The sequence below is a fragment of the Roseateles sp. GW821-FHT09B06 genome (genome assembly GCF_059418245.1).
On record NZ_JBWKPM010000049.1, the window covers coordinates 1 to 12,055 of the forward strand.

Sequence of the window (12,055 nt, forward strand, 5' to 3'; positions counted from 1 at the left end):
GTCTCTGCACTATGGCCAGCTCCCTACCTTCTTTGGAGACGGTGTTGCACTTACCTTGCCAAACCGCGATGGCTAACGCCTGCATCGAGCGGACGTTATGCTTCGCCACACCCCCGGTGGAGTGTTCGACATGGTGATCACCCGATTGCTGCTGCTGCTGCCCCTCGCCGCGCCTCTTCCGCTGCTCGGGCAGGAGTTGCCCGCTGGCTTTGGCTGGTTTCGCAGCGTCGTCGGCTCCTGCTGGACGGGGCACCTCCCCGAGAGATCAAGCCAACACACTCACTGCTACTCGTCACAGTTCGGGAGCTTCATCCGCGGCACGTCTGTGCTGGCGCAGCTCAGAGACGGCAGCCAAGCCACCTTGTTCGAGGGCGACTCGCTGTTCGCCTGGGACGAGAAGAACGCTCGGGTCGTCTACTACATCTGGGGCTCCGACGGAAGCCATCGTCGGCTCGAGGCTCAGCATGTCGGCGAGGAGCTCGTCTTCCCCGTGCCGGCTCGAGCGGACCCGGCGAAGATTGCCTATCGCTCGGTCTGGCGCCTGAGAGACTCCGAGTCGATTGAAATCCGCCGTGAGCGACCGGAGGGCAACTCCTGGAACACGGAGTTCAAGGTCTTGTACCGGCGCGCACCGATGAAGGATTGATCGAGGGCGCAAGTCCCGGCACGACGCCTACCCCTTCGCCCAAGCGCCTTGCCGGCGGGGTCCGCCGGCGCAAACTTGTTGAGCGGCGGCTTTTCGGCAGTTCGCGTCGCATCACCCAGGCGCCGGCGCCCACCCTCAATCAATCTTCGTAACAGGGCGCGAGCCTGCGCACCTCCACCGTCGCCCATTGCGCCGCCGGGCATTGCTCGGCGATCGCGATGGCTTCCTCACGGGTGGCGCAGTTCACGATGAAATAGCCGCCGATGATCTCCTTGACCTCGGCGAAGGGACCGTCCATCAGGCGGGACTTGCCGGGGGATTGCATCTGCACGCGCGCCGCGTTCTTGGTTGAGGCGAGCGAGTTGGCGCCCTCCAGCAGGCCGCGGCGCTGCAGGTCGGCGGCGAAGTCCATCATCGTCTGGCAGGCCTTCTCGCCATTGGCGCGGCCGCGCTCCTGGCGTTGGCCATAGGGTTCCATGATCAGCAGCATGTAAGACATCGGGGTCTCCCTGGGATGTTTCCCGGACGAGGAAGATGAGCAGCGGCGATTGTGGACGACACCCCGATAACCCTGCCGGAAGTCATGACTGCCTGGCCAGCGCTTCCACCTGGATGCGCAGCTGCACGTCCATCTTGAAGCCGTAGTCCTTGCCGGCGCTCAGGCCGAACTCGTCGCGCTGGAAGCTGCCGCTGACATCGGCGCCGCACAGCTCGCGCTTGTTGAGCGGATGCGGGATGCAGCGGATCCAGTGCAGGGTCAGGTTCACCGGCCGCGTCACGCCATGCAGGCTCAGCTCGCCCAGCACCTGGCGCGGCCGGCTCGGCTGGGCTTCCGGCTCGATGCGGCTCTTGTAGACCGCCTTCGGATACTTGGCGACATCGAAGAAATCGCCGCCGCGCGCCCAAGCGTTGAGCTGCTGATGGCCGAAGTCGACGCCGTCCAGATCGATCTCGATCTCCACCCGGCCGGCGCCGGTCTCCTTGTCATAGACCACCCGCCCGCTGCTGCGGTTCATCTTGCCGCGCCAGACCGAGATGCCCATATGGTCGGCCTCGAAGCTCGGGAAGGTGTGCTGCGGGTCGATCTCGTAGTCGACCGGCGCGGCCAGGGCCGGGCCGACCGCCAGGACGCCGAGCAGGGCAAGGCGGCGGATCTTGGATAAGGGGTTCATGGCATCTCCGGTTCGGGCCGATGGATACCGGCCTCCTGTCGGCACGACGTCCGGGCCGGCCGGATATCGACGGCGCGGCACATTCTCGCCGGCGCCGGCCGACTACCATGGAAGCCATCACGACGACGGAGTCCCCCCGATGCAGATTTGCGCCAACGGCATCGCCCTCGAGGTCGAGGACCATGGCCCGCCCAATGGCGAGCCCCTGCTGCTGATCATGGGCCTGGGCATGCAGCTGCTGGGCTGGCCCGACGAATTCGTCGATCAGCTGGTGGCCGCCGGCTTTCGCGTGATCCGCTTCGACAACCGCGACATCGGCCTGAGCCAGGACTTCGATCAGCTGGGCGTGCCCCATCTGGGGCTGAATTCCATGCTGCACCTGCTGCATCTGCCGGTGAAGAGCCCCTATGCCCTGGCGGACATGGCCGAGGATGCGCGCGGCATCCTCGATGCGCTGGGTATTGCCCGCGCCCATGTCTGCGGCGCCTCGATGGGCGGCATGATCGCCCAGCACCTGGCGGCGCGGCATCCGGCGCGCGTCAAGAGCCTGACCCTGATGATGACCAGCAGCGGCTCGCGCCGCCTGCCCGGGCCCACCCTGAGGGTGCGCTCGGGCCTGCTGGCGCGGCCGCCGCGCGACCATGAGGGCCTGGTGGCCCACAGCGCCGATTTCGTGCGCCTGATCGGCAGCCCGGCCTATCCGGCGCCGGCCGGCTGGATCGAGGCGCGGGTCGACCGCGCGATCCGCCGCAGCCACCGCCCGCGCGGCCTGCTGCGCCAGCTCGCCGCCGTGGCCGCCGACGCGGACCGTTCGCCGCTGCTGGCACAGATCCAGGCCCCGACCCAGATCATCCACGGCGACGCCGACCCGCTGGTGCCCCTGCCCGGCGGGCAGGACCTGGCGCGCAAGATCGCCGGCGCCCGCCTCGACGTGGTGCCAGGCATGGGCCACGACCTGCCGGAGCCGCTGTGGGCCCGTTTCCGCCAGGGCATCGCGGCGGCGGCGGGGTGGGCCTAGGAATGCCATGCCTGCGTGGCATGCTTCCTGCACCTCCCTCCTCACCATGCCCGAGCCCGCCGTGACCGCCGCCGACCCCTCGATCCGCAGCCATACCCCGTTTGAAGACGCCCAGGCCATCTTCACCGGCGTGCTCTTCGTCTCGCTGGCGCTGGTCCTGTTCGCCCAGGTGGGGCTGCTGACCGGCGGCACCGCCGGCGCGGCCTTCGTGCTGCACTACGCCACCGGCATCGGCCTGGGCAAGCTGTTCTTCCTGATCAACCTGCCCTTCTACTGGTTCGCCTGGACGCGCATGGGCCGCGAGTTCACGCTCAAGACCTTCATCGCGATCGCGCTGCTGTCGGCGCTGACCGAGTTCTCGCCGCGGCTGTTCGCGATCGAGCGCCTGCATCCGGGCTATGCGGCGGTGCTGGGCGGGCTGCTCCTGGGCTCGGGCTGCCTGTTCCTGGCGCGCCATCGTGCCAGCCTGGGCGGCGCCACCATCGTCTCGTTCTACCTGCAGCGCGCCAGGGGCTGGCGCGCCGGCAAGGTGCAGATGGGCATCGACTGCGCCATCGTGCTGCTGGCCCTGTTCGTGGTGGACCCGCAGCGGGTGGCCTATTCGGTGCTGGCCGCGGTGGTGATGAACCTGTTCATCGCGGTGAACCACCGCCCGGGGCGCTACGCGGTGCTGTGAGTCAGCGGCTCAGGCCCCGCGCCGCGATCGGCCAGACCGCCTCGACGCGCTCGCCGCGGCAGGCCAGCAGTTCGTCGTGCAGGTTCAGGGTCGGGTCGCAATGGCCGGGCAGCAGCCGCAGCTGGCTGCCCAGCGCCGGCAGCAACGCGCCGGACCGGGCCGCGCGCACGATGCCATGCTCGTCGTTGGCCGCCGCATAGGCCAGATCGGGCTCGGCCCAGACCTGGGGCAGGCCCGAGTCGACCGCCAGGGACTTGAGCCCGGCATCGACGATGCAGCGCGCGCCGTCGCCCACGCTCATCACCGTGCTGGCCAGGAACAGCGCATGCTCGAAGCGCAAGGAGCCGGCGTACTCGTTGCGGCCGTAGTCGCCATCCATGAAGGCGTAGGAGCCCGGCTGCAGCTCGGTGAACACGCCGCCGGCCAGGTCGAACTCGACGCTGCCGCTGCCGCCGCCGGTGACCACCGGGCAGGGCAGGCCGGCCGCCAGCAAGGCGTCGCGCACCGCGGCGGCGCGCTCGGCGGCCCGGGCCGCGGCCGCGCCGCGCTCGGCATGGCCGCGCAGGTGCTGGATGCCGCCGTGGTAGGCCTGCAGGCCGCGGAACTCCAGCTGCGCGCAATGCGCCGCGATGACGTCCACCAGCGGCCGCACGGCCAAGGCATCGGCCACCACGCCGCAGCGCCCCTGGCCGACATCGATCTCGACGAACAGGCCCAGCCGGCTGCCGGCCTCGGCGGCGGCGCGGGCCAGCAGCGCCACCTGGTCCACATGGTCGACGCAGACGCTGAAGCGCCCGTGGCAGGCCATCCGCGCCAGCAAGGCCGCCTTGGCCGGCTGCAGCGCGATCTCGTTGCTGATGTGGATGTCGGTGATGCCGGCCCGCAGAAAGGGCAGGGCCTCGCCGACCTTCTGGCAGCAGATACCCGCCGCGCCGCGCAGGATCTGCGCCTTCGCGACCTCCGGGCATTTGTGCGCCTTGGCGTGCGGCCGCAGCGCCACACCGGCGGCATCGGCCGCAGCCTGCATGCGGTCCAGATTGCGCTCGAAGGCATCGAGGTCCAGCAGCAGGGCCGGCGTGTCGACGGCCGACAGCGGGTCGCCGGGTCGCGCCGCCGGCGGCGGCGCGGGCATCTGGGGGCTGTGGGCGTTGGCGCTCATGGTGTGGCCATGGTAGTGCCTGGGCCGCCTCAGGGGCGCCCGCCCGGGGCCGACAGGGGCGGCAGGCGGCGCGGCACCGGCGTGGACTTGACCAGCGCGCTATTGGTCTCGGCGCAGTCGGCGAAGGGCTCCAGCACCTGGTCCAGGTGGCGGATCGAGCGCAGCGCGAAGCGGGCGACGAAGCAGTCCTCGCCGGTGACCTTGTCGCATTCGATGCACTCGGGCGTCTTCTGCAGCAGGGCCTCCACGTCGCGCAGCCGGCCCGGCACCGGCCGCAGCCGCACCAGGGCCAGCAGCGGGTAGCCCAGGCGCTCCAGGTCCAGCGCGGCGGCGTAGCGCTGGATCGCGCCCTCGCTTTCGAGCCGGCGCACCCGCTCGGTGACGCTGGGTGCCGACAGGCCGACCTGGCGCGCCAGCTCGCTCAGCGGCATGCGCCCGTCGCCGGCCAGCAGGGTGAGGAGGCGCGCATCGAGCGCATCGGTTGAAATGGAATCCAAGGCTGGCATCGAAAATCTCTGTGGATTTGAAGGCGGATCCGGCAAATCTGCCGAGATAAGCCTAGGTGAAATTCGGGCCACCGCCAAGACAATGGGGCATGCAAATCACTCCCCAGCAACGCGGCAGCCTGCAGATGGCGGCGGCCATGGCGATCTCCGGCACGGTGGGGGCCTTCGTGCTCGAGTCGGGTCAGGCGCCGTTCAATGTGGTGTTCTTCCGCTGCCTGTTCGGCGCCCTCAGCCTGGCGCTGTACTGCGCGGCCACCGGCCTGCTGCAGCGCCGCCATTTCACGCCCCGCATGCTGGCGCTGTCGGCCCTGTGCGGGGTGTTCATCGTCTTCAACTGGGTGCTGCTGTTCGGCGCCTTCCGCCACGCCTCGATCTCGATCGCCACCGCGGTCTACAACACCCAGCCCTTCATGCTGATCGGCCTGGGGGTGCTGCTGCTGGGCGAGCGGGTCACGGCCGCGCGCCTGGCCTGGATCGCCACGGCCTTCGTCGGCCTGCTGCTGCTGGTCGGGGTGGATCCGCGCGCGCTGGGCGAGCTGCGCGGCGATGCCCTGCTGGGCTTCGCGATGGCCCTGGGCGCGGCCCTGCTGTATGCCTTTGCCGCGCTGGTGATCAAGCGCCTGGCCGGCGTGCCGCCGCAACTGACGGCCCTGCTGCAGGTGAGCCTGGGCGTGCTGCTGCTGCTGCCGCTGGTCGACTTCGCGGCGCTGCCCACGACGCCGGCGCCCTGGGCCTGGCTGGTCGGCATGGGCCTGCTGCACACCGGGCTGATGTACATCCTGCTCTACTCGGCCATCCAGAGCCTGCCCACGCCGCGGGTGGCGGTGCTGTCCTTCATCTACCCGGCCATCGCGCTGGGGGTCGACCACCTGTTCTACGGCCAGCAGCTGGGCCTGGCGCAATGGCTGGGCATCGCGCTGATCGCGCTGGGCAATCTGGGCGTCGGCCTGGGCCTGAGCTGGCGCGGCCGGCCGGCGCCGGCCGCGCAGGAGCGCTGACGCCCGCTCCCCGCGCTCACTCGCCCTTGGGGAAGTCGGTCGAGGCCGAGAGCCCGCGCCAGGCGGCCGTTTCCTCTTCGACCCGGGCATGCTTGGCGCCGATCACCTGCAGGGCATCGCTGCCCAGCGGCAGGCGCAGCGGCGGGCGCGAGGCCTCGACCAGCAGCACCATGGCCTGGGCCAGGCGCTGCGGGTCGCCCGGCTGGTTCAGGCTGATGCGCTTGGCCGCCTCGCGCACCTGGCCGGCGCTGGCGGCATAGTCGTCCAGGATCTTCGGCGAGACGGTCAGCGACTGGCTTTCCAGGAAGTCGGTGCGGAAATAGCCCGGCTCCACCACCGTGGCATGGATGCCCAGCGGCGCCAGTTCGGCATGCAGGGCCTCGGTCAGGCCCTCGACCGCGAACTTGGTCGAGCAGTAGACGCCGAAGCCGGCCGAGGACTGGTAGCCGCCCAGCGAGGAGATGTTGATCACATGGCCGCTGCGGCGCGCCCGCATCGCGGGCAGCACGGCGCGGGTGACGTTCAGCAGGCCGAACACATTGGTCTCGTAGAGCTTGCGCACCTCGGCGCCGCTGGCTTCCTCCACCGCGCCGAGCAGGCCGAAGCCGGCGTTGTTGACCAGCACGTCGATGCGGCCGAAGCGCGCCAGCGCGGTCTCGACGGCCCGGGCCGCCTGGGCCTCGTCGGTGACGTCCAGCGGCACGGCCAGCAGGGCCGGATGACTGCTGCCGAAGCGCTGCTGCAGGGAGGCCGTGTCGCGGGCCGTGGCAATCACGGCGTCGCCGTTGGCCAGGGCGGCTTCGGCGATGCGCGCGCCGATGCCGCGCGAGGCGCCGGTGATCATCCAGACACGCTTGAAATCTTGGGGGCTGCTCATGATGTTCGATCCTTGTTGCGGGGGTTGGTGAAGCTCACGCTGGGTGCGTGAAGCCAATGTAGGTTTTGGATTGCGCGCCAACTAGCCCACAATCCCGTCATTGATCAGCAAGCAATTCGTGACAATCCCGCCATGGCCTTCAACGAACTGCGCGCCATCGCCACCTTCATCAAGGCCGCCGAGCTGGGCAGCCTGCGCCAGGCCGCGGCCGCCCAGGCCATCACGCCGCAGGCCGCCAGCCAGGCGCTGAACCAGCTGGAGGCGCATCTGGGCGTGCGCCTGATCCACCGCACCACCCGCAAGCTCAGCCTCACCGAGGAGGGCCAGCGCTTCCTGGAAACCGCGCAGCCGGGGCTGGACAGCCTGCAGCGCGCGCTGCACGGCGCGCGCCGCGACCGCGAGGAGCTGGCCGGGCCGCTGCGCATCGTGGCGCCGCGCTTCATCGCCCAACCCCTGCTATGGCCGCTGCTGGACGAGTTCTGCCGCCGGCATCCCGAGGTGGAGCCCGATGTGCGGCTGGACGACCGCCTGGGCAACTGGGTGGAAGACCGGGTGGACGTGGGCTTGCGGGCCGGGGCGCCGCCGGAGGAGGGCCTGATCGCGCGGCGCCTGCTGGCGCTGCAGCTGATCGTCTGCGCCGCGCCGGCCTATCTGGCGCGCCATGGCGCGCCCGCCAGCATCGCCGACCTGAGCTCGGGCCGGCACCGCTGCAGCGGCTTTCGCCGCCCCGGCAGCGGCAAGCTGATGCCCTGGGAGTTCGCCGTCGACGGCGAGATCGTCGCGCGCGACCTGCCGGCCGCGCTCAGCACCAACGACATCGAGATGGAAACCCAGGCCGTGCTGGCCGGCCATTGCATCGGCCAGCTGGTGGGCATCGCGGCGGCCCCGCTGATCCGGGCCGGCCACCTGGTGCCGCTGCTCACCGCGCATGTGGCCGAACACCTCGGCCTCTATCTCTACTACGGCAGCCGCGTTGCCCAGCCCGCGCGGGTGCGGGCCTTCATCGAGCTGGCGGTGCAGCGGGTGGCGGGCAACAGCGCCTTCTTCCTGCGGCCGGACGAGCTGCGGGCGTTTCAGACCACCGGACGCTGAGGCTCGCCGCCGGCGCCCTCGCCCTCGGGCTCGGGCAGCACCGGCTGCTGCAGCGGCCCCTGGTCGGGGTCGACGGGCAGCAGGCCCGGCTCCGGGTCCTCGGGCGTCTTGGTATCGCCGGGTCGCGGCGGGTTGCGCGGGCTGATGCTGGCGGAGTCGCTCATGGGAGACGATGCTTGTGCCGGGAGGCCGGCGCCAGTCGCAAGCCTAGACCCCCGGGCGTCCGCCGTACAGGGGGCCGTGCTTTTTGACCGCGCCCGCCGCTTGTTCAGGGGCGCGCGGGCGTCTCGCCGCTCAGGGCCCAGGTCTCCTTTGAGTCTGGAACGCCTATTCAGCCACCCTCGGCCTCGTGGCAGGCCACGCAGAGCTTGTTGCCCTCGGGGTCGCGGAAATAGGCGCCGTAGTAGTTCGGGTGGTATTGCGGCCGCGGGCCCGGCGGGCCCTCGCAGCGGCCGCCCCGGCGCAGCGCCTCGGCATGCACCGCGTCCACCATGGCCCGGCTGGCGGCCAGGAAGGCCACCATCTGGCCGTTGCCGGCCCGGTGGGGCCGGCCGTCGTAGGGCTCGCCGATCAGGAACAGCGGGCGGGCCGCGCCCGGCGTCTGCCAGCCGGCCCAGCGGCGGCCCTCGCGCTCGCAAAAGCGCGGCGCCAGGCCGAGGCTCGCCAGCACCGGCGTGTAGAAGGCGAGGGCACGCTCGAAGTCGGCCGCGCCGAGATAGACATGGGAATACATGGTGGATGCGCGCGCGGCGCTCGGCTCCTCAGCCTTCCTTGATCTCGGGCTCGACCAGCTGGGCCAGCAGGGTCAGCGACTCCTGCCAGCCCAGATAGCAGGCCTCGGCCGGGATCACGGCCGGAACGCCTTCCTGCACGATATGGATCTCGGTGCCGCAGAACGCCTCGCGCAGCGTCACCGTGGTGCGCATCTCGCCGGGCAGGCCCAGCTCGGGCTCGAAGGTGGCGGTGTAGCTGATGCGCTCGTGCGGCACCAGTTCCAGATAGCTGCCGCCGAAGCCGTGGCGCTGCTGGGTCGTGAAGTTGGTGAAGGACATGCGGTAGCGGCCGCCCACCTTGGGATCCATCTCGTGGACCTGGCCGGTGAAGCCATGCGGCGGCAGCCATTTGGCCCAGGCGCCGGCATCGAGAAAGGCACGGTAGACGCGCTCCGGCGGGGCGCGCAGGACGCGGTGGAGGCGCAGGGTGGTCGGTGTGGCGTTGGCGGTGCTCATGGTCGTTCGGTCCTTGGTGGTGGGGTGCAGAGCTTGGCGCTCCGTCAACACGACGAATGGCGGGAGCCCGCATCGACGGCCGGCCGGCCCACCCCTTCGAATGCGCCGATTGGAGCGATCCGGCCCGGGCGCGTCAATCGCGAGTTTGGCGGGGCCCCGGCATGTGTTCCACTTCCTACCGTGAAGTCCGATACCGAATTCCAGCATTCCCCCGCCGCCGCCGCAGCGCCGCCTCCCTCCTACGCCCTGCCCAACCCGCGCCATGCCGCCCGCATCCCGGCCGAGGTGGGCCCGGAGCAGTGGCAGCGCATCCGCCAGTCGGCCTACCAGCTGCCCCATGTGCTGAGCCCGGCCGATCTGGACGAGGGCGGCGGCGGCCATGAGCCGCATCACAAGCAGCCCGACCTCGACCGCCTGGGCCTGATCATGATCCAGAAGGCGGTCTCGGGCGCGCGGCCCAGCCGCTGGATCGAGCCGCGGCTGATCGCCAGCGCGCTGCAGCACCTGGACGCCGTGGGCGGCACGCCCACGGTGCGCGCGCTGATGCAGCAGCGCGCCGCCCATCTGGAAAGCCTGGGCGTGCTGCGCGAGGGCCTGGGCTGGAGCCGGCTGTGCAACCGCATCCTCAAGCCGGCCCAGTCAGACTGGCAGCTGCAGGTGTTCTATCGCGTGCCGCTGGCCGAGCCGGCCCAGGTGGCGGCGCTGTGGGACTATTACCGCGACGGCGACGCCGCCGCGCTGCGCGCCGCCCTGGGCCAGCAGCCGGCCTACGAGCATGCCGAGCCGCTGCTGGCGCATGTCAACCAGTTGCTGGAGCGCAGCGAGTCCCTGGGCGCGACGGCCGAGCAGCTGGCCTCCCTGCTGCCGCGCCTGCAGGCCGAATGCGCGACGCCGCAGCCGATCGACCGGCTCAAGGCCGCCTGCACCCGCGCGCAGGACCGCTGGGAGCGCCATGTCGAGGAGCAGGGCGCGCTGGCGCGCCTGAATAGCACCCTGGCCTTCCGCGGCTACCCGGACAGCTTCGAGATCGCGCGGCGCCTGCAGCGCCAGGTGACGCTCTATGTCGGCGCGCCCAACAGCGGCAAGACCTATGCGGCCTTCGAGCGCCTGGCCCGGGCCCAGGACGGTGCCTATCTCGCGCCGCTGCGCCTCTTGGCGCTGGAGGGACGCGACCGCCTAGTGGGCCGCGGCGTGCCCTGCTCGCTGCTGACCGGCGAGGAGAGCGTGCCGGCCGACGGCGCGCGCGTGGTGTCCAGCACCATCGAGATGGTGAACACCAACAAGCCGATCGACGTGGCGGTGATCGACGAGGCGCAGATGCTGTTCGACACCTACCGCGGCTGGGCCTGGACCCAGGCCATCGTCGCGGTGCCGGCCAAGGAGCTGATCATCATCTGCAGCGCCTATGCGGTGCCGGCGATCGAGAACCTCCTGGGCCTGGCCGGCGAGCGCTGCACGGTGAAGAGCTTCGAGCGCAAGCAGGAGGTGCAGCTGATGAGCGCCCCGGTGCCGATCGCCGCGCTGAAGAAGGGCGACGCGGTGGTGGCCTTCAGCCGCCGCGAGGTGCTGATACTGCGCGACCAGATCGCCGCGGCCGGCCATCCGGTCTCGGTGATCTACGGCGCGCTGCCGCCCGAGGTGCGGCGCCGCGAGGCCGAGCGCTTCGCCGAGGGGGCCTCGCATATCCTGGTGGCCACCGACGCGATCGGCATGGGGCTGAACCTGCCGATCCGCCGCGTGCTGTTCAGCACCATGACCAAGTTCGACGGCGTGGGCGACCGCGCGCTGAGCGTCTCCGAGACGCACCAGATCGCCGGCCGCGCCGGTCGCTACGGCATGTTCGACGAGGGCTTCGTCGGCGTGCTGCGCGAGGCCGAGCCCGCGGCGGCGCGCACGCTGAAGGAGCTGCTGCCCAAGACCCCGCGCGCGCCGCGCGACTTCAAGGCCGCGGTGGCGCCCAACTGGTGGCATGTGCAGACCATCGCCTCGCAGCTGGGCCTGAGCAAGCTGCGCGCGGTGCTGGACGTGTTCGTGGACCAGCTTCGCCTGGACGACGCCCACTTCGCGGTGGCCGAGCTGGAGCAGATGCTGGAGCTGGCCGAGCTGCTGGACGAGGCCGCCGCCGGCCTGCCGCTGAAGACCCGCTTCATCTACGCCCAGGCGCCGGTGGACAGCCGCACGCCGGCCCAGGTGCAGGAGTTCCTGGACTGGACCGCCCGCCATGCCCGCAGCGGCCAGGCCGGCCAGCCCTGGTTCCTGAGCGATGTGGACGAGCACAGCCGGCTCGACCGCATGGAGCAGGCGCTGCGCTCCTGCACCTTGTGGCTATGGCTGGACCTGCGCTTCCCCGGCATCTACGGCAGCGTGGACGCGGTGGTGGACCTGCGCGGCCGGCTCAACGACGGCATCGAGCGCCATCTGAAGGGCAAGAAGCCGCTGTGGCAGATGCGGGGCGGCAGAGGCGGGGGTGGGCAGCAGCGGCGGGCGTGATCCTGAGGCGCGGATGCACGAGCAACACCCAGTACGGTTTCCAGCGGCGGCTTGACCGGCGATGGCTGGGACGCTTGAACGGTCCTGTGCTGAAATGCGCGGCAAGTTTCGTTAATCTTACTGTGTCATAAAGTAGATAATGCGATCCTCTCAACTTCATGCCGGAGGATCGATGAACGCAGCCGAGCGCTT

General features: G+C 70.7%; 14 protein-coding genes. 6 read left to right on the plus strand and 8 right to left on the minus strand.

Features of this window, described 5'->3' with window-relative positions:
* Positions 1-130 precede the first annotated feature (130 nt).
* Positions 131-646 (plus strand): hypothetical protein, encoded by a 516-nt coding sequence (locus AC07OQ_RS24000; protein WP_495055663.1) that lies wholly within the window; start codon positions 131-133, stop codon positions 644-646.
* Positions 647-785: 139 nt separating this feature from the next.
* On the opposite strand, the gene AC07OQ_RS24005 is transcribed toward AC07OQ_RS24000, so the two are convergent.
* Both AC07OQ_RS24005 and AC07OQ_RS24010 read right to left on the minus strand, forming a co-directional pair.
* Positions 786-1,145, minus strand: a complete 360-nt coding sequence (locus AC07OQ_RS24005) for a YciI family protein (RefSeq protein WP_495055664.1) — start codon at positions 1,143-1,145, stop codon at positions 786-788.
* A gap of 82 nt (positions 1,146-1,227) precedes the next feature.
* Positions 1,228-1,818 (minus strand): YceI family protein, encoded by a 591-nt coding sequence (locus AC07OQ_RS24010; protein WP_495055665.1) that lies wholly within the window; start codon positions 1,816-1,818, stop codon positions 1,228-1,230.
* A 139-nt stretch (positions 1,819-1,957) separates the two neighbouring features.
* Between AC07OQ_RS24010 and AC07OQ_RS24015 the strand changes: the two genes are divergently transcribed.
* Positions 1,958-2,836, plus strand: a complete 879-nt coding sequence (locus AC07OQ_RS24015; RefSeq protein WP_495055666.1) for an alpha/beta fold hydrolase — start codon at positions 1,958-1,960, stop codon at positions 2,834-2,836.
* 46 nt (positions 2,837-2,882) lie between these two features.
* Positions 2,883-3,512: a YitT family protein gene (locus AC07OQ_RS24020; RefSeq protein ID WP_495055667.1), complete on the plus strand. Its 630-nt coding sequence runs from the start codon at positions 2,883-2,885 to the stop codon at positions 3,510-3,512.
* Between the two features lies 1 nt (position 3,513).
* Here AC07OQ_RS24020 and AC07OQ_RS24025 read toward each other — a convergent pair whose 3' ends face one another.
* Positions 3,514-4,671 carry a DSD1 family PLP-dependent enzyme gene (locus AC07OQ_RS24025; RefSeq protein ID WP_495055668.1) on the minus strand — a complete coding sequence of 386 codons (1,158 nt, stop codon included), beginning with the start codon at positions 4,669-4,671 and terminating at the stop codon, positions 3,514-3,516.
* Between the two features lie 29 nt (positions 4,672-4,700).
* A complete protein-coding gene (locus AC07OQ_RS24030; protein ID WP_495055669.1) occupies positions 4,701-5,177 on the minus strand; it encodes an Lrp/AsnC family transcriptional regulator in 477 nt (158 codons plus the stop codon).
* A gap of 89 nt (positions 5,178-5,266) precedes the next feature.
* Between AC07OQ_RS24030 and AC07OQ_RS24035 the strand changes: the two genes are divergently transcribed.
* Complete coding sequence (locus tag AC07OQ_RS24035) at positions 5,267-6,175, plus strand: DMT family transporter (protein ID WP_495055670.1); 909 nt, start codon at positions 5,267-5,269, stop codon at positions 6,173-6,175.
* A gap of 16 nt (positions 6,176-6,191) precedes the next feature.
* On the opposite strand, the gene AC07OQ_RS24040 is transcribed toward AC07OQ_RS24035, so the two are convergent.
* Positions 6,192-7,052, minus strand: coding sequence for an oxidoreductase (locus tag AC07OQ_RS24040; protein WP_495055671.1), 861 nt, complete (start codon positions 7,050-7,052; stop codon positions 6,192-6,194).
* A 132-nt stretch (positions 7,053-7,184) separates the two neighbouring features.
* Between AC07OQ_RS24040 and AC07OQ_RS24045 the strand changes: the two genes are divergently transcribed.
* A complete protein-coding gene (locus tag AC07OQ_RS24045) occupies positions 7,185-8,144 on the plus strand; it encodes a LysR family transcriptional regulator (protein ID WP_495055672.1) in 960 nt (319 codons plus the stop codon).
* On the opposite strand, the gene AC07OQ_RS24050 is transcribed toward AC07OQ_RS24045, so the two are convergent.
* The 3 genes from AC07OQ_RS24050 to AC07OQ_RS24060 all read right to left on the minus strand — a co-directional run bounded on the left by AC07OQ_RS24050 (position 8,126) and on the right by AC07OQ_RS24060 (position 9,373).
* Complete coding sequence (locus AC07OQ_RS24050) at positions 8,126-8,308, minus strand: hypothetical protein (protein ID WP_495055673.1); 183 nt, start codon at positions 8,306-8,308, stop codon at positions 8,126-8,128. The genes AC07OQ_RS24045 and AC07OQ_RS24050 overlap by 19 nt on opposite strands.
* Before the next feature lie 167 nt (positions 8,309-8,475).
* Positions 8,476-8,877 (minus strand): VOC family protein, encoded by a 402-nt coding sequence (locus AC07OQ_RS24055; protein WP_495055674.1) that lies wholly within the window; start codon positions 8,875-8,877, stop codon positions 8,476-8,478.
* Between the two features lie 28 nt (positions 8,878-8,905).
* Positions 8,906-9,373 carry an SRPBCC family protein gene (locus tag AC07OQ_RS24060; protein ID WP_495055675.1) on the minus strand — a complete coding sequence of 156 codons (468 nt, stop codon included), beginning with the start codon at positions 9,371-9,373 and terminating at the stop codon, positions 8,906-8,908.
* Between the two features lie 180 nt (positions 9,374-9,553).
* On the opposite strand from AC07OQ_RS24060, the gene AC07OQ_RS24065 reads away from it, so the two are divergent.
* Positions 9,554-11,863: a helicase-related protein gene (locus tag AC07OQ_RS24065; protein WP_495055676.1), complete on the plus strand. Its 2,310-nt coding sequence runs from the start codon at positions 9,554-9,556 to the stop codon at positions 11,861-11,863.
* Positions 11,864-12,055: the final 192 nt, after the last annotated feature.

Bases quoted from the DNA above. Each gene is read 5' to 3' on its own strand.
- AC07OQ_RS24000 (WP_495055663.1), top strand. From the start codon at position 131: ATGGTGATCACCCGATTGCTGCTGCTGCTGCCCCTCGCCGCGCCTCTT.
- AC07OQ_RS24005 (WP_495055664.1), bottom strand. From the start codon at position 1,145: ATGTCTTACATGCTGCTGATCATGGAACCCTATGGCCAACGCCAGGAG.
- AC07OQ_RS24010 (WP_495055665.1), bottom strand. From the start codon at position 1,818: ATGAACCCCTTATCCAAGATCCGCCGCCTTGCCCTGCTCGGCGTCCTG.
- AC07OQ_RS24015 (WP_495055666.1), top strand. From the start codon at position 1,958: ATGCAGATTTGCGCCAACGGCATCGCCCTCGAGGTCGAGGACCATGGC.
- AC07OQ_RS24020 (WP_495055667.1), top strand. From the start codon at position 2,883: ATGCCCGAGCCCGCCGTGACCGCCGCCGACCCCTCGATCCGCAGCCAT.
- AC07OQ_RS24025 (WP_495055668.1), bottom strand. From the start codon at position 4,671: ATGAGCGCCAACGCCCACAGCCCCCAGATGCCCGCGCCGCCGCCGGCG.
- AC07OQ_RS24030 (WP_495055669.1), bottom strand. From the start codon at position 5,177: ATGCCAGCCTTGGATTCCATTTCAACCGATGCGCTCGATGCGCGCCTC.
- AC07OQ_RS24035 (WP_495055670.1), top strand. From the start codon at position 5,267: ATGCAAATCACTCCCCAGCAACGCGGCAGCCTGCAGATGGCGGCGGCC.
- AC07OQ_RS24040 (WP_495055671.1), bottom strand. From the start codon at position 7,052: ATGAGCAGCCCCCAAGATTTCAAGCGTGTCTGGATGATCACCGGCGCC.
- AC07OQ_RS24045 (WP_495055672.1), top strand. From the start codon at position 7,185: ATGGCCTTCAACGAACTGCGCGCCATCGCCACCTTCATCAAGGCCGCC.
- AC07OQ_RS24050 (WP_495055673.1), bottom strand. From the start codon at position 8,308: ATGAGCGACTCCGCCAGCATCAGCCCGCGCAACCCGCCGCGACCCGGC.
- AC07OQ_RS24055 (WP_495055674.1), bottom strand. From the start codon at position 8,877: ATGTATTCCCATGTCTATCTCGGCGCGGCCGACTTCGAGCGTGCCCTC.
- AC07OQ_RS24060 (WP_495055675.1), bottom strand. From the start codon at position 9,373: ATGAGCACCGCCAACGCCACACCGACCACCCTGCGCCTCCACCGCGTC.